This window comes from Actinomadura sp. NPDC048021 (assembly GCF_040653135.1).
Taxonomy (GTDB): domain Bacteria; phylum Actinomycetota; class Actinomycetes; order Streptosporangiales; family Streptosporangiaceae; genus Spirillospora; species Spirillospora verrucosospora.
This window is the reverse complement of the sequence record NZ_JBEZJQ010000003.1, coordinates 23,118-49,011: the sequence shown is the minus strand read 5'-3', so window position 1 is coordinate 49,011 and position 25,894 is coordinate 23,118. Positions and strand designations below refer to the sequence as shown.

The 25,894-nt window shown below is 66.0% G+C and carries 14 protein-coding genes; 3 read left to right on the top strand and 11 right to left on the bottom strand.

Annotation, left to right across the window (positions count from 1 at the left end; translation table 11 throughout):
* Nucleotides 1-34 precede the first annotated feature (34 nt).
* Together AB0C87_RS06095 and AB0C87_RS06090 are read left to right on the top strand one after the other, a co-directional pair.
* Complete coding sequence (locus AB0C87_RS06095) at nt 35-5,395, top strand: DEAD/DEAH box helicase (protein ID WP_360576702.1); 5,361 nt, start codon at nt 35-37, stop codon at nt 5,393-5,395.
* Nucleotides 5,396-5,751: 356 nt separating this feature from the next.
* Nucleotides 5,752-7,170 (top strand): hypothetical protein, encoded by a 1,419-nt coding sequence (locus tag AB0C87_RS06090; RefSeq protein ID WP_360576701.1) that lies wholly within the window; start codon nt 5,752-5,754, stop codon nt 7,168-7,170.
* A 281-nt stretch (nt 7,171-7,451) separates the two neighbouring features.
* Here the strand turns inward: AB0C87_RS06090 and AB0C87_RS06085 are convergent, their stop codons facing one another.
* Nucleotides 7,452-7,733, bottom strand: a complete 282-nt coding sequence (locus AB0C87_RS06085; protein WP_360576700.1) for a hypothetical protein — start codon at nt 7,731-7,733, stop codon at nt 7,452-7,454.
* A gap of 737 nt (nt 7,734-8,470) precedes the next feature.
* Between AB0C87_RS06085 and AB0C87_RS06080 the strand changes: the two genes are divergently transcribed.
* Nucleotides 8,471-10,201 (top strand): Hsp70 family protein, encoded by a 1,731-nt coding sequence (locus AB0C87_RS06080; protein ID WP_360576699.1) that lies wholly within the window; start codon nt 8,471-8,473, stop codon nt 10,199-10,201.
* 170 nt (nt 10,202-10,371) lie between these two features.
* On the opposite strand, the gene AB0C87_RS06075 is transcribed toward AB0C87_RS06080, so the two are convergent.
* The 10 genes from AB0C87_RS06075 to AB0C87_RS06030 all read right to left on the bottom strand — a co-directional run bounded on the left by AB0C87_RS06075 (nt 10,372) and on the right by AB0C87_RS06030 (nt 25,877).
* Nucleotides 10,372-10,746, bottom strand: coding sequence for a hypothetical protein (locus tag AB0C87_RS06075; RefSeq protein ID WP_360576698.1), 375 nt, complete (start codon nt 10,744-10,746; stop codon nt 10,372-10,374).
* A gap of 323 nt (nt 10,747-11,069) precedes the next feature.
* Nucleotides 11,070-11,693 (bottom strand): hypothetical protein, encoded by a 624-nt coding sequence (locus AB0C87_RS06070; RefSeq protein ID WP_360576697.1) that lies wholly within the window; start codon nt 11,691-11,693, stop codon nt 11,070-11,072.
* A gap of 296 nt (nt 11,694-11,989) precedes the next feature.
* Nucleotides 11,990-12,199: a helix-turn-helix domain-containing protein gene (locus tag AB0C87_RS06065; RefSeq protein ID WP_360576894.1), complete on the bottom strand. Its 210-nt coding sequence runs from the start codon at nt 12,197-12,199 to the stop codon at nt 11,990-11,992.
* A gap of 2 nt (nt 12,200-12,201) precedes the next feature.
* Nucleotides 12,202-12,768, bottom strand: coding sequence for a hypothetical protein (locus AB0C87_RS06060; protein WP_360576696.1), 567 nt, complete (start codon nt 12,766-12,768; stop codon nt 12,202-12,204).
* Between the two features lie 221 nt (nt 12,769-12,989).
* On the bottom strand, nt 12,990-14,531 hold the full coding sequence (locus AB0C87_RS06055; protein ID WP_360576695.1) for a hypothetical protein: 1,542 nt from the start codon (nt 14,529-14,531) through the stop codon (nt 12,990-12,992).
* A complete protein-coding gene (locus AB0C87_RS06050; RefSeq protein ID WP_360576694.1) occupies nt 14,528-14,959 on the bottom strand; it encodes a MobC family plasmid mobilization relaxosome protein in 432 nt (143 codons plus the stop codon). The genes AB0C87_RS06055 and AB0C87_RS06050 overlap by 4 nt, the downstream gene beginning before the upstream one ends.
* A gap of 603 nt (nt 14,960-15,562) precedes the next feature.
* A complete protein-coding gene (locus AB0C87_RS06045) occupies nt 15,563-17,659 on the bottom strand; it encodes a DEAD/DEAH box helicase (RefSeq protein ID WP_360576693.1) in 2,097 nt (698 codons plus the stop codon).
* Entirely contained in the window at nt 17,659-18,972 is a 1,314-nt protein-coding gene (gene brxD / locus AB0C87_RS06040; RefSeq protein ID WP_360576692.1) for a BREX system ATP-binding protein BrxD, read from the bottom strand. Before brxD ends, AB0C87_RS06045 begins: the two co-directional genes overlap by 1 nt.
* Nucleotides 18,973-18,996: 24 nt before the next feature.
* Nucleotides 18,997-21,972 (bottom strand): BREX-2 system phosphatase PglZ, encoded by a 2,976-nt coding sequence (pglZ, locus tag AB0C87_RS06035; RefSeq protein ID WP_360576691.1) that lies wholly within the window; start codon nt 21,970-21,972, stop codon nt 18,997-18,999.
* Complete coding sequence (locus AB0C87_RS06030; protein ID WP_360576690.1) at nt 21,972-25,877, bottom strand: DUF6079 family protein; 3,906 nt, start codon at nt 25,875-25,877, stop codon at nt 21,972-21,974. Before AB0C87_RS06030 ends, pglZ begins: the two co-directional genes overlap by 1 nt.
* Nucleotides 25,878-25,894: the final 17 nt, after the last annotated feature.

The following is a 25,894-nucleotide window of genomic DNA, read 5'->3' as shown; positions in this document are numbered from 1 at the left end:
CGCCCACGTCTTCGAGTCGCTCAGGGACACCCTGATGCGCTACTACGACACACCTTTCGGTGTGGACGACCCCTCGGTGACGACCGAACGGCGAGCGCTGTTGGACGTCGACGGCGGCACCTGGCGAGAACCTCTGTTGGAACTGCGGCCGCAGTACGTCACCAGCGACATGCCACTCGCGGAGTCGTTCAGGCTCGCCGGCGCGCATCCACAGGCGGCGGAGTTCGCACGATTCGTCATGCCGGACGGGGTCGAGCGCCTCTACAAGCACCAGCACGAGGCCCTCGTCACTGCCTGCAGCGAGGGCCGTGACTTCGTCGTGACGGCGGGAACCGGCTCCGGCAAGACCGAGGCGTTCTTGTTGCCCGTCATCGCCGACTTGGTCGCCGAGTCGGCGACTTGGGGTGGACAGGGCGCGATTCAGCCCGCTTGGTGGCGACAGGGAGACGAGTATGTTCCGAGCCGCTCTGAAGAGCGCGGACACCCCGCCGCTGTACGGGCCTTGATCCTCTACCCGACCAATGCGCTGGCTGACGACCAGCTCGTCCGGCTGCGTCGTGCACTCGACGGCGACCAGACTCACGAGTGGCTGGATCGCCACAGGTCGGGACATCGGTTCTACTTCGGCCGCTATACCAGCGCCACCCCGGTATCGGGTGATCCCGACGTGTATCCGGCACGCAAGCGCTTGCGCTCGTACATCGAGCAGCTCGAAGCCCGCCGTCACCGCGCCGAGCAGGACACCAGGAAGGTGCTCGACTTCATCCCCCGGGTCGGCGGCGCGGAGATGCACGCCCGCTGGGACATGCAGGTTTCCGCACCCGACGTTCTCATCACCAACTATTCCATGCTGAACGTCATGCTGCTGCGGCCGCAAGAATCCTCGATATTCGACGCCACACGCCGCTGGCTGCACAGCACTCCTGATGCACGCTTCACCCTCGTCATGGACGAGCTGCACATGTACCGGGGCACAGCCGGTACCGAGGTCGCCTACCTGCTGCGGAACCTCCGCCACCGGCTGGGTTTGGATGAAGCACCGGAGAAGTTCCGGGTCCTGGCCGCATCCGCCTCGCTGGAGGCTGGTCGCGACGACGATTTCCTGAAGTCCTTTTTCGCCCTCCCTAGGGGGAGGCATAAAGTCATCCCGGGAGCGATGGTGCTCCCCCATGACGGTCCGACCGACATCACCTCGCACGCAGACGAGCTGGCTGCGTCCGTCGACCGCGAGCTGCCCATGCCAGACGCCGATGCTCTGCTGCATCGCTCACGTGCAGGTACGGCACTGCAACGGGCACTGGCTCCCGCGGGTCAACCGCGGGCGGTTTCGCTGTCCGAGGTCGCCGCCAGCCTGTTCCCGGGTGTGGATGGCGTGGAGGCGCGGAAGAAGGCACTACACGGCCTACTACGGGCCTTGCAGAACGCTCCAGATTACGGGCACCCCAAGCTCCGGGCGCACCTGTTCTTCCGCAACGTCCCGGGAGTCTGGGCGTGCTCTGACCCGCATTGCCCCGATGTCCCGGTGGAGAAGGACCCTAGGCGGCGCATCGGACGGCTCTTCCGCGAGCCCACCTCGCGCTGCACCTGTGGAGCCCGCGTGCTGGAGCTGCTGTGCTGCCAGAACTGCGGCGACCTCATGCTCGGTGGATACACAAAGCCGTCCCAGCTGGGCAAGGAGTCTTTCCGGGGCTTCTTGCACACCGACTTCCCGGAGTTCGACCTGCTCCCCGATGAAGCAACGGGTGTGCCGAACGGCGGGAACTACGTTGTCTACTGGCCTCGGACTGACCAGCCGGCACTCGAGGGCTTGGAATGGAGCAAATCCGAGATCAGCAAGGGCCCCAAGGTGACCTTCAAGTTCCAGCCGAGCAGCTACCAGCCGGGAACTGGGCGGCTTGCCAACAACAAAGTTGACTACACAGGGTGGTCATACCACCTCATCCCCGAAAGGGATAAGGACGGGAAACCTGCCCTGGATACGCGGCAGCTGCGTCCCTTCCCCACCCGCTGCCCTGCCTGCGGAGACGTGCGGGAGCTCGACAGAGACCCGGAGGGCAGGCCGCGCGAGCTGGAGGAGCGGTTGCTCGCCGCCCCGGTCCGCCGGATGCGCACCGGCTTCGACAAGCTCAATCAGGTCCTAATCAGCGAAGTGCTGGGGCACCAACCTAAGGACGAACGCAAAGTCATCGCCTTCTCCGACAGCCGGGACGCCGCCGCCGAACTGGCGTGCGGCCTGGCACTGCGCCACTATCAGGATCTGTTGCGCCTATTGGCGGCGCGGGCGGTGACTGAGCAAGGGAACCCCTACGCCGATCTTCAGCTGGTCAAGCGGTACTACGAGGACCGCAATAGTGTTGATCGGGACGCGGTCAAGGTCGCTATGGGCCGCCTGGATTCCCGTCGCCCGCGGGAGTTCGCGGCGCTGCAGCGGATCTTGAGTGATGACCTCATGGCCGAGCCGGACAAGCAGCCCGATCTGGAAGCTCTACTCGGTCGCCTGCCGTCACTCAATGACCTTCGGGCGGACTTGCGGGGGTTGCTCCTGGAACATGGCACCCACCCCGGCGGGCCGGCAGCATCCCTTCAGGAGTACAAGGATCTACGCTGGACCACATTGTTCGACTGGTCGGGGGAGCGGCAGCTCAGAGCAGGGCTCACGCCGGAGCAGGATGATTTCCTGACGCGGATCGACGACAACCTCGAACGCGAGTTCCTGCTATCCCTGTTCTCCGGCGCGGGGAGGGACTTTGAATCGCTGGGCCTGGGCTGGCTGAGCTCCAATGACGACCGGCAAGCCCTCGACGTCCCACGCAGTTCGAACCTGGCGCTCGCCCGCGGGAGTCTACGGATTCTTGCCCAGATGCGCCGCTTCAAAGGGATGCGCCCGGGAGCGGAAAGGCCGCCCGCGCCGTTGCGGCGCTACTGGCAACGGGTTGCTCAGGATTCCGGCGCCGACCTACAGGAGATCCAGCACCAGGTCCTCGGCACGTGGGGCGCGGCGGTCGTCCAGTACGTCATTGACCCTGCTGAGGTTGCGTTGCGGCCAGGTGACGGACGAGCCTGGACGTGCCCTACCTGCCACCGCTCCCACTTGCATCCTGGGACCGGGGTGTGTACCAAGTGCCGGACCGTCCTACCCACCGAACCGGACCAGTTCACCAGCAACCTCAACGACGACTACTACGCGTGGAAGGCCAGGAACCACACTGGCGACTTCCCACTGCGCACGGCCGAGCTGACCGGGCAGACAGACCGCTTGGACGCACAGGCTCGGCAAGCCCGGTTCCAGGGGGTTTTCCTCGACGAGACAGACGAGCCGAAGGCTGACGGCATCGAGGTGCTGTCCGTGACCACCACCATGGAGGCCGGTGTCGACGTTGGCGCCCTGAATGCGGTGCTGATGGCCAACATGCCGCCGACCCGCTTCAACTACCAGCAGCGTGTCGGTCGCGCCGGCCGTCGCGGCAGCCCCTCGGCCATCGCCCTGACTGTCTGCCGAGGGGACAGTCACGACCAGCACTATTTCAAGCACACCGAAGAGATCACCAACGCCCCCACACCCGCGCCGTATCTTGCGCTGGGCATGCCGTCGATCTTCAGGCGAGTGCTGCTCAGCGAAGTGTTGCGCCAGGCCTTCGCCGCCGTCGAATCGGCGGCGGGCCCGACCCGGGAAGCGAACCTGACCCGCAACATCCATGGCCAGTTCGGGCTTGCCGCGGACTGGCCTCTCCACAAGGAGGCCGTCCTCGGCTGGGTCGACCGGAACCACGAAGCGATATGGGCAACTGGCCGCGCGTTGCAGGCAGCTACACCGGAGCCAGTGGCCTCCATCGATCCGATCGCCTGTGTCAAGGAACTGCTTGACGAGGTGGACGATATCGCAACCGCCATCGGCCACGCTGAGCTCAGCCAGCGTCTCGCTGAGGCTGGCTTGCTCCCCATGTTCGGGTTCCCAACTCGAGTCCGCCTGCTCTTCACCAGGCCTCCGGGCCCCAGCTTCTCCTGGCCTCCGCCCGGGGCCATCTCGCGCGATCTGGGCGTCGCCCTCAGCAAATTCGCGCCGGGGGCGGAGATCCCTTGGGACGGTCGGCTGTACCGCTCGATGGGTGTCGTCTCGTTCGCTCCTGGGAGGAAGCAGCCGAAAGCCGTCGAGCCCTTCGGGCCGGAGCGCCTGCTAACCATGTGCCGGGTGTGCGCGCATATCAGCCCCACTGCTACCGACGCGGAACATAAGTCCTGCCCTGCTTGCGGCGCGAATGGAGGCAACTACTCCACTTTCCCGGTTCGAGAGCCGGCCGGCTTCCGCGGTGGGGAACCGCGTGACTACGACGGGATGCGGGAGTGGGGGAAGAACGCGGCCAGCTCACGCACCGCGACGGACCTTGAGAAGGACGCTCCTCGGGTAAGGCGCACTGCCGACGACTGGCTCATTGCCCACAGCGGGACAGGTGACCGCCATACGATCAACAGCAACAACGGGCGGCTGTTCCGGTTCAAGCGCTCTGACTCCGCGTGGAAGGGCTACTTCACCATCGACAGTGCGCGGGCCTCCTATGACCTGGAGACAGCTCTGGGGGCCACCGAGCACACCGACATGCTCTTCATAGGGGCGCGCGGCCGGCTCGACACAGATCGGGGCCTTCGATTCGATATCTCGCGGACCGCGCAGCCGGACGGCTTTTCCGACGCCTACCACGGGCGGCGCGCCGCTTGGTACTCACTCGCCGCCTTGCTCCGGCGGGCGGCGGCTCCCCTGCTGGACGTGCAACCAGAGGAACTGCTGGCGGGCATCCATGGTTCGGCGTCAGCAGCCTCTCCTGTCATGGCCTACCTCTGTGACTCCTTGGAGAACGGAGCCGGCTTCAGCACCTACTTGGGGTCCCCAGGCCGCATCGACGAGTTCTTGGATGCAGTCGCCGGCTATTGCGATGCCCTAGGTCAAGAGCATGCAGTCACTTGCAGCAGTTCCTGCTACCAGTGCCTGCGCGACTACTCCAACACACGGCTTCATCCCCTGCTGGACTGGCGGTTGGCGCGCGACCTCCTGAGCGTCTTGCGCGGCGCTTCCCTTCAAGTCGACAGTGATCGCCATGGCATCCTTCTGAACCGCTGGGCGGAAGACCGATCCGAGCTCGACGCCCGCGTGCACAGCTCTCCGCTCGGAAAACTTGCCCTCGTCGAGACGGAGATCTCCGTCGAGCCCTTGGCCGTCATCGTCAAACACCCGCTGGAAGCCGCGCTCCCAGGCTGTGTGACTCCGCGATTGCAGGAGTGGGCCCACTACATCGAGCAGAATGACCTCGCCACCCGGGTGGCCTTTGTGGACGCCTACTGCTTGGACCGCACGCCGGCCGTGGTCACCAGCGACCTGACCCTCTTCGAGGAGGAGTCGTGACCACAGGACCGCTGTCCTCGCATGCCGACTCCGGCAAAGACGCGGGTCCAGTGGGGCCTGGCCGGGAGGAAATGCTGCGACGCGAACGGCAGCGACGTCTGGCACTGATCGAACAACGAAAGCGTCGACAGCGGACGGACGCCCGCGCTGCCGACGTCCGAACGTCGCAATCCGAAGTCGCGACACCCCGGCCTGGGGGGCCTGAGCAGCCAACCGCGCCAGTGCCTCCGGAACCACCATCCGGATTCATCTCGCACCAACAGTGGCAGGCATCCCTCGATGCAGCCCGTGCGGTCGCGGAGGCCGCGCGCCTTGTACTCAACCGCGAGACTCGACCGGGCCCAGCCATCCAAGCGATGACCTCAGCGGAGTTGGCAGCCACAGTCGTCCGTGACGCGCTCGCGCTTCCGCCTATCGAAGCCATCTCGCTGCTGCTGCAAAGCCACCGGGCCGGGCTTGCTGTACTGCCGGAGTACCAGGCCGCCCGTGCCGAGGCGCTGCTAGACCGGGCGCCCGGCAGGCTCCCGGTGGAGGACCCCGCAACCACATCTTCCGAGGCAGATGCCGCATGGCAGCTCTACAGCGACTCCGAACGCATCTGGCATGTCCGACTGGATGTCGAGCAGCAGCGCCGGCTGCTCGAGAACCTGCCTCTGTCTGTGGTGGACGACCTCATTGACGCGAAACGGGTGAGCACGCAAGCCGTTCCGGAGGACGGGGATCGACGTTCGTATCTGTTGGCCCGGCTCGCTCCAGCGCAGCTGAACAGGGAGGAGTTGGTAGAACTCGACTGGCAGGAAGAGCTGATTCGCCAAGACTTCACGATACGGCTGGCCAGCGGCGATCTGGCAGTGTTGAACGACATCGACGCTCTGACGGGTGCCCAGCACCGACTTGCTACCGCGCTACGAAAAGTTCGCACCGATGGTGAGATTACCCCGGAGCTGATACGACAGAGGTGGCTATGGCCTGCGCTGGAGCGGCTAGCACCCGATGCCACGCTCAGCGTCCCTCAACATAAGCCATACGCCCGATGGCTCCTGCTGCGCCGAACGATCCGGATCGTTCGGAAAGCTCACGAAGCGCGGCTACGCGGTGACGAGCAAAACTACCATGTGATGCTTCAGAACGCATGGAGAACCGCCAAGTCTCTACAGGGCATCCGCGCCGACGTGGGCTGGGAAGCGCGGAATATCCTTGCCTATCTCATCGTGCTTCGCGCGGGACGTACCCCAAACTATGATGAGGCTCTGAACGTCCTCGACCCTCCGCCAGAACTGGTTCTGAGCGAGGACAAGCTTCCACAGGAAGCACGACTTCACCTCAGAGCAAACCGGCAGGTGCTGCACGCGATTAAGGACCAACACAAAAACGCATACGTGATCAACCCCTACATACTTCTCGGCGTGCCGGATGGTTTCCCGAACTGGAAGAAACGATGGCGCGATCTGCGCGTTTCACTTGACGCTGACGGCGAAGCACATATCAACGAAGCCAAGGATGCCATACAGGCGTGGGAGCGCGGGCGATCGAGCCTCCCCCCGTATGCCCTTCCACTCTTGCCCAATAAATGGGCGAATCCATCAGTCCGAAATAATAGCCCAAGCCATCATGTCACACCCATGCCCCGAAGGACGCCGCCATCCACCGAGGACGAACGAGAGCTCACTCGCGAAGGCGCAGCGCAGGGCATCGCACTAGCCGCCAGGAGCACCATTGGGTCGCACAGGCCTACGATCAGCGAAAACTACTTCCTAGAGGGCGACGAGCAATGAGTAGGAAACGCAAGGAGCCCACTGAATCCCCCAAGAAGGAAGCTCCATCTAGGCATTCCAATAAAGACAAAGGACATCCTCGAAATCACAAGAAAAGACGAATCGCCAAGGAAGCGGCGAAGGGTCCCTCCAAGAAAGCTGTGCGCGATCGGAAGTCGTCTCCAGGTAGAAGCGGGAGGCGCCTCGAAGAAAACTCAGACAGCCTCCGCACGGAGATCGTGGTCAGGATCGGCCATGGTCACCCAGAAGTCGAACCGGGGACGTACGATGCCGCTGCGCTCCTAGAGTCTGTGCTCGCCGCCGTACAGCCTAGAGTCGACGAAGGGCTGGAGGCTCTGTCCGAGGCGACCGTTCAGAAGGCGGGCAATACTGAGACAGCCGAGCTGGTGCAGGCAGTACGGGCAGCTGGACGCCAGATCGCCGAAGCGCTCCGAGCCGGAGTCATCGAGGGCATGCGTGTGCGAGAGCGGCATCTGGCTCAGCTTGCAGTCATCGACCGTGCCGCCGCCCAGGCCCGCAACCTGTCCGCCCTGCAGGCACGCATCTCCGCTGAGGTTGAGCACGCCGGACTACGTCGCGTCTCTGACCTTGTCGACCTCTCGCCTTTCAACCTGGCAGCAGAGTCCAGCGTGCGCCCTCCCCAGGCAGGAGAGCAGACGAAGTATGAGCTGGTCACTCCTGCTTACATCGAAGCCGACTCAGGCCGTGTAGTGGAACACGGGTGGATCAAGGTTGCCGAGGCACCTCGATTGCCTGGCGGGAAGGCACACGGCCGGGTTTCGCGAGAACATCGCCGAAGGCGTCGGGAAGAAGAAGCCGAAGATACAACCACGCCCTCGGAGGTGGAGGAACTCAGCATTTCTCCGGTTCCACCTTCAGGCGTTAGTGATGAACGGCCATCTCCCAAGCGAAGTCAACCTCCGCAGGTCGAGAGGGCTCCCCGCGAGCTTGAAAAAAGTGACGAGTCTGGCCAAGACCGAGAACCTTCTCAACGAAGGGTCACGTCGGACAGACCGAAACACCAGTCCCCGGAGAATTCTAGGGTCACACCGGAGTCCGTTTCTGTTGGAGCAGTCGAGACCGATCACACGGAACCTGACCGAGACGGGACGACGGTCCAACCACCGCCTGCGAGCGTGCCTTGCGATCCCGACTCAAGCCCGGATCCTCGAGGTCGCAGTGAGAGGAAACCGCGCCGACCGACCGCTCAGGGAACTGTGCCTATCACTCGTGCCCTCTCTATGAGAATCACCCCCGCCAAAACCACACAAACCGACGACCAGCCTCCCCGGAGCGGGCATTGACCTACGGAATCGACTTCGGCACCAGCAACTCGGTCGTCGCGCGGTACGACGGTGTGAACACCGAAGTGCTGCCTGTAGGCAGCGAAAGCGTGCCGGCTCAGTGGTACCAGCCCGAGTTCGAGGCGTTGTTCCCCTCCGTCCTCTCTGTCCGAGATCTACAGCGCACGCTCTGTTTCGGCTGGACGGCCAAGACGACACAAGGCGAACCCGTGGACGCTGTCAAGCGCCTGCTCGGCACGCGTGCCGCGACCGGCACCGACCCAGATGACTCAGGAACACCGCACCTGGGTGAGGAGAACGTGTGGATCGCCGATCAGCCCTTTCGCAGCACGGCTGTAGCGGCCTCCTTGTTCGCCCAGATGAAGGCGGCTGGCGAACGCAACCTCCTGGACCTGTCCGAAGCGGTGGTCACAGTCCCTGCACACGCGACCGGGGGCGCCCGGTACCGGACCCGGGCCGCAGCAAGGCTGGCAGGCATCAAGGTCAAGGCCCTGCTGAACGAACCGACTGCAGCAGCCATCTCCTACGTCAATGACGTCGATATCCCCGGCAACTTGCTTGTATTCGACTGGGGCGGCGGCACCATCGATGTCACCATCCTCGAATACGACGGCAAGTACTTCGAGGAGCAGACCTCCCGCGGCATCGCCGCTCTTGGTGGCCTAGAGTTTGATGAAACCCTGGCCCGCATCGTCCTGACGAAGCTCGGCCAGATGCCGGAGCGCCTGACAAGGCAGGAACGTCAGCGCTGGCGCCGTAACGTCGAACTCACGAAGATCGCCTTGTCCCGCCGGGATGTCGATCAGATCCCCTTCGACATCCCGGAACTAGGCACCACGGTAAGCATCGCCCGTGACGAGTACCTGACCGCGGCCACCCCGCTCATCCAACGCGCTATGGAGCCTCTCCAACAAGCTTTGGATGACTTGGGCTACGGACCTGACGACATCGACTCCGTCTTGATGATCGGAGGCACCTCGCAAATCCCTGAAGCCCGCGACGCCGTCGGCAACATACTTGGGTCAGACCGCATCGTCGATCCAGAGCTGTGCCACCCGATGACGGCTGTGGCCCGAGGTGCGGCCATCTACTCAGCGGCCTTGAACGACCCTGGTCTACACAAGCAGTTCACCCTGGTCACCAGCCATGCACTTGGGACCGCCTTCGCCGCTGGGCCCCGCAAGGGTTTCAGATCGATCATCAAGCGCAACAGCACGTTGGTCGCGCATGGCGAAGAGCGCTTCACACCGGCGAGGCATGGTGCTTCATCGCTCAACGTAGAGATTGTCGAAGGGGAGGAAGGTTACCCTGCGGACAGCGACCGCGCCTTTCCGCTCTCTCGACTTACCGTCAAACTTCCTCAACCCGAGCGCGTACCTGAAGACAACGCGATCCTGGTCTATTTCCGCTATGACATCAGCGGTATCCTCCAGGTCAGAGTCACCCATCAGCGAACTGGCCAAGTCCTGATGGAAAAGGAGATTGACTCCTTCGGTGAGGACGGAACACCCCTACAGCAGGGACTAGACCGCGAGCTAGACCGCCTCCTGCACCATGTCACGGCACCGTTCTCACGTTCCTCGCAAGCAGAGCCAGACCTGCATTCTGCAAATATCGTAGCCATCGAATCTCTCCGGACTAAAGCAACAGAACCTAGTCCGCAAGCCACCGCTGGGGAGATCGACGAGGCGCTTACAGTAAATGGGATACCGCAGACGAGACTGTGAAGCCTCATGTTCATTTGCCACTCATCCAGATGCCAGATGCAGCAGTCCGGCCATTCCTTGAATGTCCGACGCTTTATTAGTGTTTGACTTCTAACATCGGAATAGAAGTCCTGCGGAGCAGGTTGACGAAACCTTAGAATTCAGGGCGACGATCGCCCTCCACCACGCCATCAAAGCAGCTTTACACAGGCTTCCATGTCATCAAGAAAGGACGGATCGTAAAGGTCGTCGACATGGTCACTGTTCCAGAGTCCGGAAGTTGCTACCTTCTCGTTTTTTGCACGCAATCCCAACCAGCCGAGAGCAGTTCGGTCAATGCCGCCGGTTCGCCGAGAGAGGAGGGCAATCGAGTTGGCCCGTATAAATTTACGTCGTTCACGATTGGGCACTTCCAACCAGAGTAGCGGCATCGTGGCGATGTGGTCGCTTACCGCCTTCTCAAGGGAGTACTCGGCTACTCGCTGCAGAGGACTCACCTTCTTTTGCCCCCAGGACTCAGCTACCTCGGCCGGCCAGTGACCGGTCTGCAGCAGCGCGCTGCCCACGTGCTGGCGAAAGATCGAGCCACGATGATTACCCACCCCAGCTCTCGCCCCGTTTACCGGTCCTCGATGTTGGGCGAGCCTGGTCCAGAAGGTCGCCTGCGAGGTGGCTCTCAAGGCATGGCTCCCTACGCGCACAACCCGGAGCCGATCTCCTCCGGCTCGGACCTGGCCATTTTCGAGGAAGAACTCGACGCCATAATGCGGCCACCCGGTGTCCTGGGTGCAATCCCGTAGCAGTCGTGCTCCGCCCAGCCGCTTGGCCAGCTCATCGAGCAATCCGTAGAATCGATCGGTGTCGGCTCGGCGATTGTCTCGCAAGGCGCTCAACCCAAGGTCTCCACGGTCGTACCTTCCGGGTACATCTCGGCAGGTTGTCCTCGCCAGAAGCAGGCAAAAGCCTGTCCTAGTCGACGCGGCACCTTACCCGAGGCTCCCATGCCCGCGTTCCTGATGGTGACGAGGAACCCCCCGAGCCCCGCATCTGTCCACTTGGCGCGCCGTATGAGCTTCGCATAGTCCGAGCTACTCGCCGCAAAAGCGACGACCGACGAGACGCCCCTACGTCCAGCCTCGCGAATCAGTAGATCTTCGAGCAACCCGCCAGGCCAGTCCGTCAAGCGAAGGATCTTGTTGTAGTCACCGATCGGTTCCTCGGGATGCACCACCCCGTATCCACCGCTGAGAATGAGCAGAGGCGTGTCACGAGCTACCGCGTCGCGCAGCTCGTTTCCAGCAGTGGTGTAGAAACCACCGGTGTACCGAAGCCAGGCAGGCAGCAACTGTCGTTCGTCTGCTTTCGCTGTCTCAAGATTGGACTGCCGTGCTGTCAGCAGATCGGGGGGCCATGGGCTTTGCTTCCGAGAGCTCGGCTCGCCACCGGATTGTTTCCCCTTCGAGCAAGGAATCACCAGAAGAGTCTCGGCAGCATCGAGCTTTTGTAAGATCATTAGCCAGCCATCCGTCGACGCGGTGTTCCTTGCAGGGTAGCAATACCGATCAGGGCTGGACACCCTGGGCGAAAGGTCAGGTACCGTCCGGGCCGGATCTCGTCGGCGGCATAACGGGCTGCTCGCCCAACGCGAGATGAGACGATTCCGGTGGCCCGTGCGCGACCACGACCTGAACAAGATGCAGGTCATCTCGGTCACCAGGTATCAGGTGTGGTCGCGCCGGGTGAAGCAGGGCGCCAGCGTCGACGGCAGGCGGCCGACGGATAGAGCATGCTTCGCTTACCCCATGAGCTTCACGGGCTCTGGCTGCTGGAGACGAGCCGTTGGAGGTCGGCGGTCACTACGCGATACGTGCTGCCTATACGAATGACCTTGCAAGGGAAGCGATTCTCGCGGGCGAGCTCGTAGGCGCGAGTTCGGCCGAGGCCGAGGGCGCGGGCGGCCGTCTCGATGGTGGTGGTAGTGGGGAGGGCCGCCAACTCCTCATGAGTCATCGGTTTCATGGTCACGCCTCCTGAGTGTTCGCGCGGCGATTGTCGAGGGGGGCGTCTTGCCCGCTGACCGCAGGCGGTACGAGGAGTCTCGGGTCGGTGATCGGTCTCGGGAAGTCGTTGGCCGCCGCTCTTACGCCAGCGTCGGCCTCGTACGTCTTGTCGCCGATGGCCGGGGACGCTGCGCCTCGACGGGTAGGCCGGGAGTGGACGGCATTGATGGTGGATTGCGCGTCGCTGAGGGCCGAGCAGAGAGCTTGAAGGTGGGATCTTGCTTCGGCCAGGGCTCGGCCGTGGCGGCTCAGAACGCCAGCCAGGTCCTCACCGCGGTCGTGACCGAGACGGTCGGCTTGAAGTTCTTGGAGGAAGAAGCGGTTGATCTGCTCGAGGAGCTGGTCAAGGCCGTAGACGGCCGCGCTGAGGTTGCCGAGGATGGTGTACGCAGTGGCGGGAAGCGTGAGGCTCGGAGGGCCGACGGAGGCGTGGTTGAGCTGGCGGACGTGTTCGTACAGATTGGCCGCGAGACGCGTGGTGTCTTCGTCGTTACGAGCGGCCGGGGGAGCCTTCGTTTCGTCGGTCATGTGGGTCACTCCTTGTGGCCTTGGGGCACGTGCCGAGGCTGTGGTCCGTCATGGCTTCGCCTTCCTTGTGTGGTGGGGTGAGGGTGCGCAGGCTCGTCGTCGCGAACGCCGCACTGGCGCACATCTGCGTATCGTTACGCTTGTTTACGCTCCGTTAGTATGCGGTGGCGTTGGTCCTTACGCCACGACCGCTATCGGTGTGGCGCCAACTTCTCTGGTCACTACTGCGATGGGCGGCGAGGGGTGGTGCGCCCCGGCGGTGTAGGCGCAGGCCTGGTAGATCTGTGGGGACGGTCTGCCTCCAGGTTGGGGAAGGGCAGAGGGAAGCCGGCGGCAGCGAGTCGCGCAGCGTTGTGCTCGGGTGTGTCAATCGTCGGCCCCCGGAGCAACGGCGGGGTTGTTTGCCGCGCAGTCGGTTGGCGGAGTCCGGCGAGTTCGGCAGCAGCCTTGCGGGCTGCAGCCGCTTGGGCGAAGCGTTGCTGCGATTGCCGGTGCTCCGCGATCGCTTCGATGAGGGCAGCGAGCTGCACGATCAGGTAGGAGAGGACGCCGGCGAGGCTCGGGCGACGACTGTGTGACCCTCCGATCTGGGACAGCGCCAGAGCCCGCGCAACCGTACGGAGGTTCGTGCCATAGGGCGTGGCGGAGGACTGGCGCCCGTAGGGTTCGCGAGCTGCTCGGTCATAGAAGTCGGCCGCGCGGGCGAGTTCCCGGTTGCCGGTGATGGCCGCGGTTACGTGGAGGACGTCGGAGGCCGCGGCGGCTAGGTCGGCGCGGACGGCAGGGTCATGGATGTGGCGCATCTGCCAGGTGGCTGTCGCGGTAGCTCTTGCGGCCTGCTGGTAGGCAGCATCTCGCTCCTGACGAGTCAGCTTCACTTGGCCCAAAGAGCGCGGGTCGAAGTGCCTGCCTTCCTCAGGAGCCGACCAACGACAGCGGAGTTTGGGAAGGGTGAGGTCGGCGGCGAGCTTGCCACCGGAGAACCAGACCGGTTGACCATCTTGGTTGGTGTGACCGGGAAGCGCGACCGCGTAGCCCGTGATCTCTCCGGGAGTGCGGACGCTCTCACGGACCTTGACCAGCACTCCAGCCTGCTCAAGGGCAACAAAGAAGTCGTCCTCGGTCTCAGCTCCGGCAGCTGCGGTGGCAACGCGCCGGCGGAGGGTACTGCGGGGCGGTTCCGACCAGTTCTTTCGGTGAGCGAATTCCGTCTCGGCTCGGGTTGGTCGAGGCGCTGCTGTGCGGTCGGCGGGTGCGGTTGGGGTCAGGCCGTAGCGGTCTTCGACGATATGGCAGGCATGGGCGACCTTGAAGTAGTCGCGACGTAGGTTCGGGTTGCGTCCATCCTCGCGGGCCAGGACGGCAACGAGATGGATGTGGTCGTCGGCATGGCGGACCGCGATCCAGCGGCATGCTCTGTCATCACCTCGCGACGCCAACCCGGTCTGGTGCATGACCTCCTCAGCAATGTCGGCCCAGTCTTCATCCGACAGGCGTCGGTCCGCGGGCGCTGCCCTGATCGAGCACTGCCAGATCGGCAAGGCAAGCGGTGTATGACGAAGGGTGTCGAGCGGAGAGGTCAGGACTCCGACTAGATGCCGGTAGTCGCGGTCGCCTCTGCCGTCCGTTCCGGGCTCCAGAGCTATGGGCAGGCGGAACCCTGCAACAAGGTGGGGATCGACGTGCTCGTTACGTTTCCCTGGTCCGTAGAGGTACGACAGCAATCGGGCGAGGCTTTGGCCGCGTGTCACTTTACCGATCAACGCAGCAGCCGACCTATCTCAACAGACGAGGCGTCCACCCTCCGAAGGACCTTCTCCAGATACGCTAACGAAGCGGAAAGTTCCTGAGGCGCCTGTCCCGTTGCGTTCGCTATTCGGGCCATCTGGTTGATGTTCACACCGATACGGTTCAGCTGTCGCGCGATGCTGCGCAGTTCCTCACAGAGCGCCAGAGTCGGTTGCTGTCCGGACCCGTGCTGACGAATGGCTGCCTGTACGGTGTGGACGATAAATGTTCCGTAGGCGGCGCCCGCTCGATGGGCCGCCTCACAGATTTCCTTGTACTCCTCATCGCTGACTCGGAATCTCATCTCCCGATCTCGCCGGCGTCCCCCGCCGAGCTGCGAACGTCGTTGCAGCTTGCCCTGCTTGCTGACCTGCTCCTCGTTCGTTGTTCCACCTCCTGCCATGCTTGTTAGGACCGCGCCCGGTCAACTCAATGAAGGCGCTCGGTATGGATCGCTCTGAAATCCATACCGTGTCGCGACACCGCCCTACCTTGCAGCCTCTGACGAGCCGAGGCAGCCGAATATGCCGACTGATGCCCTCGACGCATTTACTATGCTGGGGCGGGTTGGGGCGTGCCACCGAGTTCCACCAAGTTCAGTTATCGGGAAAGTTAACCGAAAGGCTATACCTTCTCGACCGCCAACCCTCCTGCCAACTCGCCGGTACTGCTCTCCAGAGGATGACCCTTATTGTTGATTAGAAGCGAATCCGCATCTCCGCCGTCCTCGCCCAAAAAGGGCCGGATGGGGGGGTCAGGTCCTGCTTGCGTCCCCGGTACCAACTGTTCTTCCCCACGTTCAAGCCAGGTGTGGAGGTAGCCGCAACGTCGACGGCGTGCTCATGATTGCGAAGTTTCCCTGCGCTGCAGTGGAGACGCAGGGGCACACTGACGTCAGTCACGTCGGAATACTGGTGACGGCTGCAGTCGGACAAGCATCAGAGCTGAATGAGCCGCCGCGGCGCTCTCGGCTGGTCCGGCTTCGTCCTGGCCTCCGCTCCCCGCATCAGGTCCGGTCGACGACGGTGAAGCGAGTGGCTTCGCCAAGCACCTGTTCGGCGCTCTCGAGGTCGGCGAGGCGGGCCGCCACCGTCGCGGCCGCGAGGTGAGTGGGTAGAGCCACCGCGAACTTCAGGCCCCGAACTGCCCGAGGATCGACTTCAGGCAGTACGAGTGGTGCCTCAGCGCGCGCCGCCTTCCACATGTCTGGCGTCAGATCCTCGCGGAGCCTCACGTACAAGTCCGTAGGGCGCTGAACCTGGTCGGTCACGGATGAGAGTGTTGCGGTCAATGTGGCGTTCGCACGGTATCCCGCCCACGTCCACCAGCGGACGTCGGTGCCTGCGCGGGTGATAACCGGGCCGGCCGGGTGGACAGACTCGGGTGCCTCCTCGTCTCGCAGGTGCTCCAGTCGTGCGCTCGCTCTCCGCGTGAGCGTGACAGGCGGATCAGCGCCGAGCAGGATGTCACGCATGGCTCGGGTGAGGGCGAACGACAGGCCCGCGATCCCGCCCGCCGTCCATTTAGCGATTCCTCCGCCTTCGGCGGGTTCGACGAAACAGCGGCGCCTCTTCCAGTCGATGTAGGTCACCTGCCAGGTCCGTCCGGCGAGGAGGAGGCGGCGGGGGCCGGGGCGGTCCTCGGTCAGCACGGACGGGTCGGTGCGGCCAATCTCCGCGCGCCCCGACAGGACGGTGAACTGTGGTGGGGCCGTGAACGATGCGGTGAGGTCCATGAAGTGGCGGTGACCGAACCGCTTCTCTGCTTCGGGACCGATGAACAGCATGCCGTCGTCCTCGTCGAGGAAGCCCTCCGCGACGAGGTGGCGCAGGATCGGTTCGCCGGATCGGTCGAACGGCGGCAGGCCGTTCCACTGTTCCGCCCACAGCCTGTTCCCGAGTCGATGTTCCTGGAGTGCTACAGCCAGGATCTGCTGGGCGACCAAGTGACGCGGTGTCGGCGGGACGGCGACATCCTCGACCCACCCTCGTCCCCACAGCAGCAGGAGGCCCGCCGCTTGGAGCAGCGCGCGTTCCTTAGTGGCGAGGAAGAGACATGAGCGTTCAGCTCCGGGCCGGCGACCGGTGCGTCCCAGACGTTGAAGGAAGGAAGCCACGCTGGCAGGGGAGTCAACCTGGATCACACGGTCGAGGTCACCGACGTCGATGCCAAGTTCCAGGGTGGACGTTGAGACGATCACACAGTCGCGGGCCTCGGCGAACGCCTGTTCAGAGCGGTGACGTTCGTCGGCCGACAGTGAGGCATGCGATAGAAAGGTGGTGACGTCGCGGGCGCGCAGAGCCGCGCCAAGCTGCTCCACTTGGCTTCGCGAGTCGCAGAAGACGAGACGTTTCTCGCCAAGATGCAGGGACGCGATGACCTTGGCGGCATTCTCAATGGAGCCGACGTAGTCGAGATCGATCCGGGGGGCGGGAGCCGCCGCGGAGGCGGCCGCTTCCGGAGCGACGACCTGGGCACTCCGGCTCCCGACGCTCGCTCCTTGAAGCCAAGTCAGCAGCTGGTGAGGGTTGCCGACAGTTGCGGATAGACCGATCCGCTGGATGGGGTGTCCAGTGACGCGAGTGAGGCGTTCCAGGATTGCGAGCAGGTGCCAGCCGCGGTCATCTCCGGCGAAGGCGTGAACCTCATCGACGATCACCGCACGGATCTTTCCGAGCATGTGGGCGTGGTCGGTCTTGTAGCTGATGAGCATGGACTCCAGCGACTCGGGCGTGGTCAGCAGGATGTCCGGCGTGCCCAGGCGGATGCGCCGCCGCTCGGATTCGCGGGTGTCACCGTGCCAGAGTGCGGCGCTGCGGCCAAGCCATTGCGCGTACTGGTCGACACGGGGAGCGAGGTTGTTGAGCAGCGCCTTGAGGGGGCACAGGTAGAGCACCGAGATGCCGGTCCACTCTTGCTCGGCCATGGCGGTGAGTATCGGGAAGATCGCGGCCTCGGTCTTGCCGCCTGCGGTCGGAGCCAGCAAGAGCGCGTCGTCGCCGTCGAGGATCGGACCGACGGCCTGGTGTTGCAATGGCCGCAGGCCCGGCCATTCGAGCGTGTTAACGATGTGATGCAGGACGACCGGGTGCAGCCGTTCCATCAAACGTCCAGGTCGATGTCGTCCGCTGTGAGGTTCCGTTCGACCTCGGTGAGTTCGGTGCCGGAGACGGTGAGCTTGTAGTGGACGCGGGGGTCGAAGTCCGCGAATTGGTCGATGCGGTCGAGGACGTCCCCGACGAGCTTCTTCAGGAAGAGCCGTGGCGCAACGCCGACCTTCCCGCCGAGCGCACCGCCCACGGCTCGGGCAAGATCGGCGATATAGGCGTCGTCTGCGAGCGACTTGATCCGGTCGGGAGCATCGGCTCCCGCCGCGTACAGGTCACGGATGGTGATGCCGAGCCCGGTCAGGGACTCCAAGGTGAAGCCGGGAAGCCGGACCTGGACCGCCCGCGGGTTGTCAAAGCGTGGGTCGGTCGTGAAGTCGGTCGCGAGCCGCTGGGCGAGCGGCGCGAGGCGCTGCACACCCTGCCGCCCATCGTAGAAAGAAGGCGTTCCGGTGATCACGAGGTAGAGGCCGGGGAAGCGGCCCGCATGCACCTCGTCGATGAGCTGCCGCAGCGCGTTAAGCGCCTTGTCCCGAACGTCGGTGCGAACCCGCTGCAGCGTCTCAACCTCGTCGAGCACCACCAGCAGACCGGGGTGACCGCCGTCGCGCAACACGGTCAACAGTCCTTGCACGAACCCGAGCGCACCGAAGTGGTCGAGGTTCCCGCGGACTCCGGCGCTGGACCGAGCGGCAGCGGCGACGTGCGGCTGTCCGCCGAGCCAAGCCAGGACGGCGGCGGCCGTGGCTTCGTCGCCGGCGGTGAGCGCCGCTCGGTAGCCGCGCAGTGCTGTCGCGAACGACTGCGCCTGGCGGGACACCTCCACGAGCCGTGCCGTCAGCAGCCGGTCCACCTCGCCGGGCAGGTCCTCTTCGGACGCCCCGGCCGCCAGAGCGTCCTCCTCCAGCGCGTAGAACCACGCGTCCACCACCGGGCGCAGCGCGCTCGGTGGGAAGCTGGCGGTGGTGAGCCGTTCGGTCAGCCGACGGTAGACGGTTTCCAGCCTGTGAAGCGGCGTCTCTGTCTCGGAGATCTGGATCTCGGCGACGGCGAAGTTGCGACGTTTCGCACGTTCCCCGAGCCACCGCGTGAAGAACGTCTTGCCGGACCCGTACTCGCCGCGGACGGCCTTGAACACCGATCCGCCGGACGCGACGGTGTTCAGTTCTCCGTCGAGCGCCGCCTCGAACCGGTCGAGCCCGGTCGCCAGCAGGTCCAGCCCGCTCTCCGGCACCGCGCCGCGGCGGAGCGCGTCGATGACGGCGCGCCGGCGTACGGCGCTGACCTGGTTCGATCGTGCGGTGCTCACGCCCACCAGTGTTCCATCACCCTGTCACTGCACGCCGAACTGCTCGCGCAGCAGAGCGGTGTTGAGCCGCAGTGTGCGTCCGTCGGGCAGGGTTTCCAGGACCTGGACGCCGTCGTAGTTGAGCACCTGGCCGAGCACGGCGGCGAAGCCGTCGGCCCGGGTGATCGGGTATTCGACGCGCTGCGCCAGGGCGGTGACGGGCAGGGTTCCGGATTCCAGCAGTGCCCGCATCGCCGCCTCGATCTTGCCGAGGGGCGGTTTGCGTGACACCAGGTCCATCTGCTGCCGGAAAGTCTCCGATTCCAACAGCGCGGTCGCAAGGTCGTCCAGCGCCGGCGCGGGTTCGGGAACCGGCGCGGCCTCCGGCTCCGGGATGTCGCGCCGTTCGGTCTCCAGCTCGAACAGTGCGTCGGACGACTTCTTCTCCTGCACGATGACCGGTTTCCTCGCGGCAGGCTTCCTCGCAGCCGGGGGCGCCTGCACCGCCGCGACCGGCTCGGTCGACGCCTGCGCCACCGGGCTGAGGGGCTCGGCCTTTGCCGACTCGGTCGCCGACCGCCACCAGGCCGGTCGCTGGTCGCCCAGTTCCCGCCAACCCTTCGGGGGCGGGGCGTTGAATGGCAGGAACGCAAGGACGGGGATCGCGAACTCGGCGAGCGACGCGCCCCCGTGGTGGCCTGCATGCTGCGCCGAGTACCGCAGGTCGCGGTCCCACAGCGCCACGATCTCGCCCCCCGGCGCGTCCGGCACAACGCGGGGGCCCGACAGCGCGACCTCACCGTCGGCGAGCGGCCCGCCGGGCAGGCGGTGCCGCGCCGAGACGGCGCCCGCGCCGTCGATTTTGACTCCGCGACGGTCCACGACATGCCCGTGGTCGCTGGTGAGGAGCACCGCCATGCCGCGTTCGGCGGCCTCCCGCAGCAGTTCCCTGAGTTCGCCGATGTGCTCCGGACGCCAGGTGGCGTCGCCGAGCTTCTGCTCCTTGACGAGACGGTCGTCGATGGTGTTCAGCACGACCGCAATGTGGGCGGTCTCGTCGTCGAGGGCGTCGGTCAGCGCCTCACTGAACGGGGACCCGGAGGTTGCGCCGCGCAGGTCGTCCTTGTGGAACACGGCGGCGTTCCCGCCGCCCCAGAACCGGTGCCTGGGGAACAACCGCTTCTCGTCGGCCTGCCCGCCCTTTGTCAGCTCGGCGGCGAACAGCGACGTCCGCGAGACCGCCGTCACGGTGGGCAGGGCTGCCGCCATGGCGCGCCGCCGGGGCGGGGCGCCGGACGCGTCGGGCACCGGGTCGTACTCGGCCCAGTTGCGGCGCAGTTCCTCGGCGAGCTCGGCCGCGATGCCGGCGCTCATGCCATCCAGCACCAGCATCAGCACGCGGCGCGGCGACCGGCCGGTCACCACCGGCTTGACGATCCGCGGCAGGAACGTCTCCACGGTCAGCATCGATCCCGGGTCGGTGCCCGCGGCCGTCCACTTCTCCAGCGCCTTGGCGAAGGAGCGGTCGATCTCCTTGCGGGCCACGCGCACCCGCTCGCCGATCAGGTCGTAGGCGGACCTCAGCGCCGGGTCAGGGTCGCCTCCGGCCTCGATGTGGTCGAGGGCCTGGTCCACCCAACCGGTCTCGGCCACGTGCCGGTCGATGCCCGCCGCGACCGTCGGCACGTCCCCGGCCGGGCCGGTGGCGGGTTCGGTGGTGAGCCAGTGGACGAGTCTGGCCGCCATCCGGGCCCGGCCGAGCCGCACTCGCGCGTCATGGCCGGTGGCCAGCTCGTGCCTCTCCACAGCGGCCAGGGCGGCCAGAACCGTGTCGAGGTCGGTTTCCCGCAGAGCATGGCCGAGGGAGGTGAAGCGCTTGTTCAGCCCTTCGGGCAGGACGGTGCTGTACCGCGTCTGCGGCTCGATCCCGAACTGTCTGGACAGCTCGGAGGCCCGTCCGAGGACCCGTTCGGTGGTCCGCCGGGCCGTCCGCCCAGCCTCGCCGTTGTCGGCGTCGCTGGCTGCGATCAGGGCGGTGACGTACTCCCGGCAGGCCCGGCCGAAGGTACTGAGGAGGCTGTCCAGGGCCTCCCCGGTCGCGGGTGGCGGGTCGCCTAGCCAGCGTTCGACCCGGCCGCGCGCCCGGTAGGTGTCGGCGTCGGCGGGAGCGTCCAGCCACAGCGCCGCGCAGAGCAGCCCGAACGGCACCGCGTCGGGCCCGTGGTCGGCCTCGACGAGCGCGAACAGGGTCCGCCCCGCGGTTCCGGCCTGTTCCGGCTCGCTCAGGAAAGAGATCAGCCCGTCGCGTTCGGGGCCACGCAGCGACCGCAGCCGGTCCGGCCCGCCAGGGTCGAGCGACCAGCGCAGGAGCAGCCGGGTGTCGAGGTCGTCGGCGAACGACCCGCTGTCGGGAGCGGCGCCGCCGGTGGTTTCGGCGGCGTAGCGACCGAGTCGCAGCCGCCGCAGCGACAGCAGCGACAGCGCAGTGCGCCGGGACAGGATGCCGCCCCTCAGCCGGGGCCAGCCGCCGGGCGGGGCGGCGTCCAGAAGCGCTTCGGCGGCCCAGCCCTCGGCGCGCAGCCGCGGATCGCGCTGCTCCGCGCCGAACGCCTCCAGGACGAGGTTCCAGCTGTCGACGATCTCGACGCGCTGCCGGTGCGCGCGTGCGAGGATCGCGGGGTCGAGTTCGCCTTCCTCCCGGTCGGTTAGCACCACAAGCACCTCGGGCCCGTCCGCTTCCGGCGCGAGATGCTCCAGCACCAGTTCGTGGATGGCGAGCGGCGAAGGCGCGGGAACGATTCGGGCCCGTTGCCCGGTACCCCAGGACAGTTCCTCGGCGCCATCCCACGTGGGGACGGCGCGCAGCAGCACAACCCGCCGCTTGGGGTTGTCATTCAGGCTCTTCCGGCTCGCCAGGTACTGGGTGACGGTCGCGGTGGTGAGCCGCATCGCACCGTTCCCAGTGGCGGCGCCGCCGGTGCCATCGCCGCCAGTGGTGTCGCTGGTGGTGGTGATAGACATCAGTCCACGACCCGCCAGGTGATGTCGACGGTCGCGTCGGCGGGCAGCTTCGCGAGTTCGTCGGCCAGCTCGGCCGCCGCGAGGGACGCCGACGTGCGCCGCGTACCCGCGCGGGGCGCGGCGCCCCCGCCGCCGGGCCGACCCTGCGTGCCGTCGTCGCCAGTAACGGTGGGATGGCTGGAGTCGCCTCCCAGGTCGACGTCGTCGGGCTTGTCCGGACCGGGCTTCGGCTTCGGCTTCGGATCAGGCCCCGGTGGGGGAACCGGAGGCCGGTTGCGCTGAAGGAGCTCAGTGACCTTCCCCCGAGCCTCTTGAAGAGCGGCGATGAGGTCGGCGGTCCGCTGGTCGACGCGGGCGACGCGACGCAGCGACTCCAGCAGGGCCGCGCCGTCGGCGCCCTGGCTCTCCGCGAGGCGGATGATGTCCCAGGCCGCCCCGGCGAGCGCCTCGGCGACATCGCCGGCGCGTTTGACGGACGCCCCGTACCGGTCGGCGCCCACCTCGCCCAGGTCGAAACGGGCGAGCGATTCAACGGTCCTCTTGGCGCCCGAGCCGCCCTGCCCAGCCGACCGCAGGGTCTTCAGAAGCTCTACCGAGCGGCGGGCGATCTGGAGCCGCCCACTGTCGTCGGTGTCGTCCAGGCCGAGGAACCTTGCGTGTTCCCCCAGTTGCTGAACCAGGTTCTCCGCCGGAGCATGAAACCGGTCGGCCTCCTCGGCGATCTGCCGGGCGAACTGGTTCACCATCCGCCCGCGCCGCAGTGTCGGCGCGACCCTGCCGAAAATCGTGTGGAAGCGTTCGGCGGCGGTCGCCCAGTCCTGCTCGCTCGGCAGCGGCTGGGTGCGCAGCGCGTCGCCGTCCTTGATCTGATGAAGCTCCGGCGGCGGGGTGAGCGGGACACCGCCGCGAACCCAGACCCGGTCGTTCATTTCGGCGAACGAGGCGACGATCAGGTGCGCCAGGAACGTGTCCAGCCCGCGCGGCTGCGGCTGGTCGATCCAGTCCAGCAGCTTGACCAGGCTGAGGTCGCCGGTGACGCCATCGTTCTTCGCCTTCAGCATGAAGTGGTCGGACCATTCGTGGGACAGCCGGAAGTAGGCCTCCCGCTGCATGCCGAGGCGCAGCGGTTCGACCAGCCGCGCCATCAGCTTGCGGTCCTTGGCGGGCACCTCGGCCTGGTGGTCGCGTGCTTCGGCGGCGGCCCGCACGTACCCGAAGACGGTCCTGGCCTCGGACGGTTTCACCGGGGTGCCGGTGCCGTTCGGGTCCAGGTCGGGGTGGCCGGGGAACTGCGCCTCCAGAAGGCGACCCGCGATGTGCCGGATCGCGCCGTGCATCGTCTGCCCGAACTGGACCTTCAGGTCAGGCAGGTCGTCGGGGAGCGGCTGGAAATGCTGGTCGAACTCCACTTGGACGTGGGCGGGGTCCTTGGTCTTCAGCCCGTACGCCTGCTTGAAGGCGTCCTTGATCTGCTTGGTCAGCGAGGCGTGCTGGTCCTCCAGCAGCTGTTTGGCGCGTTCGCGGCTGTCGGCGTTGAGGTGGCCGGCGTATTGGGTATCGAACCGCTGGTCGTCGGCGAGGGCCCGGTCGATGACGACCAGGCGTTGGAAGTCCTCGTAGCGCTGCGCGGACAGGTGCGTAGGGAGCCATGCGACGGTCCGGGGCGCCTCGCCCGGCTTCTCCCGGAGTTTCTGGATGCGGTTGACGTCCTCGACCGGACCGTAATTGCTCTCGTCGAACGGCAGGTCGATCACGATCCGCCAGCGGCCGTCAATCTGCGGCACCAGGTCGTGGTCGGGCAACTGGTCCTCCTCGGCGACGTTGCCGAAGATGACTTCGAGGGTGCGCTGCGAGCCCTTCCAGACCAGGTTCAGCTCGTCGCCGCCGAGCCGGCCATCCGCGCGGTCGACGCCGAGTTCCTCGGTCAGCAGCCGGCGGGCCAGCGCGGCGCGGTTGCCCTGGTTGTTGTTGACGCGGGCGTTGGCGATGACGGAGTCGACGTCCACGCCCGTCAGCTCCAGCCGGACGCCCGGGTTGACGTCGGTGCCGGTCTTCTTGATCTCAGGGAACCGGGCAGCCCATTCGTCGACCTTGTTCCCAATGATGCCGACTTCGCTGCCGGGGATCGGTGCGACGACCGAACCGTGGTTGAGCGCGGCGAGCCGCCGGAGCGTGAGGTCGTTGAGCGCGGGCACGCTCGGCGCAAGCGCCGAAAGCAGAAGCGTGCAGATCAACCGGTTGTCGCCAACGAACAGCTTGCACCGCTGGGCCAGCCGCCGGTCGGTCATCTGCTCGGGGTCGCGCAGGTACTGCTGGACATCCTCCTCGGTGACCTCGTGGGTATTCAGCAGGAACGGACGCAGTTTCGTCGTGTAGAGCTTGTTGGCGGCGGCGAACACGACCTTCAGGTCGTCGACGAACGGCTTGTCGCCGCCCCGCGCGATCACCGGGTAAAGCTCGCCGACCGCGATCAGGTCGCCGAGCCGCAGGTGGTCACGGTTCGCGGCCAGCAGCTCCCCCATCAGCTTCAGGCCGGTCCGGGACCGCTGCAAGGCGGAGGAGATGTGGACGAGCGTGTCCATGAATGCCGGCGAGAACGGATACGTCAGCCGGAACGACTCCTCGTCGGCGCCCGTGGTGCTCGTGTCGGAGCCGAGCAGGGTGTCCCAGACGTTCGGGCCGAGCGCCTTGGTCTTCTCGAACGCCTCATCGATCTGCCGGGCGGCGGGCCCGTTCGACCCGCCGACGGGGGTGAGCAGCCGCGCGTGCGCGATCTGCGGCAGGTTCCGGTCCTCCAGCGTGATCTTGTCGAACCGGCCGGACGCCAGGTTCAGGGTGTCCTGGATGGCGGCCTCGGCCGCCCCGGACACCTCCTCGCCGACCAGCTCCCGCAGGTCGCGCTGGCGGGCGATGAACGACACGACCGGGATGGCGCGCCGCGCGTCCCCGCCCTCCACAAAGTTGGTGATCTTCCCGGCCTCGCGGGCCACGAGCCTGCTGTCGTGGATGAGCGTCGCCAGCCACAGCACCAGCTCGTCCAGGAATAGGATCAGCCCGTCGTAGCCGAGCGCCTTGGCGTGCTCGGCGATCACCGACAGGCCGGCGTCGAGCGAGATGAAGCCGTGCTCGTCCTCGGCGGCCTTCCGGGCGAATCCGGGCAGCAGATGGGTGGAGGCGTCCTGGACCAGCTTGGCGCGCAGCTCCGCCGGGGTCGAGGGGTTCAGCAGGTCGAGCGCGACCCCCTCCTCGTGCGACTCCTCCGAGGTCAGGGCCTGGTCGAGCAGTTCCGGTGTCCACGCGAACGACTCGCCCCAGTCGTCTTCGCCGTCCTCGCCGTCGTCGGACGCGCCGAGGCCTCTGATGACGGCGTCGTCGCCCATGGTGACGCGCAGGCCGCGGATGTCGTCGAACAGCGCGTCAGTCTTGTACACCTGCGGGACGGGCGCGTCGGGGTGCAGCTTCCTGACGTACTCGACGTAGCGGCCGAGCACCCGCTGCTCCAGCGACTGCGCGCCCAGCATGTGGTACGGCACCAGCAGGAACTTCTTGCCGTCGTTCTGGACCCATTCGTGCCGGGTCAGCACGTTGTCGAAGTCGCGGTTGCCCCACACCTCCTGGTGGCGCGACAGCAGCGCGTACAGCACCGCCATGAAGTGCGACTTACCGGAACCGAACGAGCCGTGCAGGTAGGCGGCCTTGGAGGTGTGCCCGTCCACCGCCGCCTTGATGAGGTCCAGGGCTTCGTTGAAGTTGTCCCGGAGACGGTCGGTGAGCACGTAGCTCTCAAGAGCCCGCTCGGCCCCCTCGGGCGTGGTGGCCTCGGCAAGGCTCAGCACGTAGTCCGAGGTGGAGATCGACTCCTTGATCGGAATGAGGTCGCGGAGCAGCGGCGGCTGCTGTGCCATCTGTTCTCCCTACGCTT

Excerpts from the sequence above, each read along its gene's own strand:
- AB0C87_RS06095 (WP_360576702.1), top strand. The coding sequence starts at position 35 with ATGCGCTACTACGACACACCTTTCGGTGTGGACGACCCCTCGGTGACG.
- AB0C87_RS06090 (WP_360576701.1), top strand. The coding sequence starts at position 5,752 with ATGACCTCAGCGGAGTTGGCAGCCACAGTCGTCCGTGACGCGCTCGCG.
- pglZ (WP_360576691.1), bottom strand. The coding sequence starts at position 21,972 with ATGTCTATCACCACCACCAGCGACACCACTGGCGGCGATGGCACCGGC.
- AB0C87_RS06060 (WP_360576696.1), bottom strand. The coding sequence starts at position 12,768 with ATGACCGACGAAACGAAGGCTCCCCCGGCCGCTCGTAACGACGAAGAC.
- AB0C87_RS06050 (WP_360576694.1), bottom strand. The coding sequence starts at position 14,959 with ATGGCAGGAGGTGGAACAACGAACGAGGAGCAGGTCAGCAAGCAGGGC.
- AB0C87_RS06030 (WP_360576690.1), bottom strand. The coding sequence starts at position 25,877 with ATGGCACAGCAGCCGCCGCTGCTCCGCGACCTCATTCCGATCAAGGAG.
- AB0C87_RS06045 (WP_360576693.1), bottom strand. The coding sequence starts at position 17,659 with ATGGAACGGCTGCACCCGGTCGTCCTGCATCACATCGTTAACACGCTC.
- AB0C87_RS06065 (WP_360576894.1), bottom strand. The coding sequence starts at position 12,199 with ATGAAACCGATGACTCATGAGGAGTTGGCGGCCCTCCCCACTACCACC.
- AB0C87_RS06070 (WP_360576697.1), bottom strand. The coding sequence starts at position 11,693 with ATGATCTTACAAAAGCTCGATGCTGCCGAGACTCTTCTGGTGATTCCT.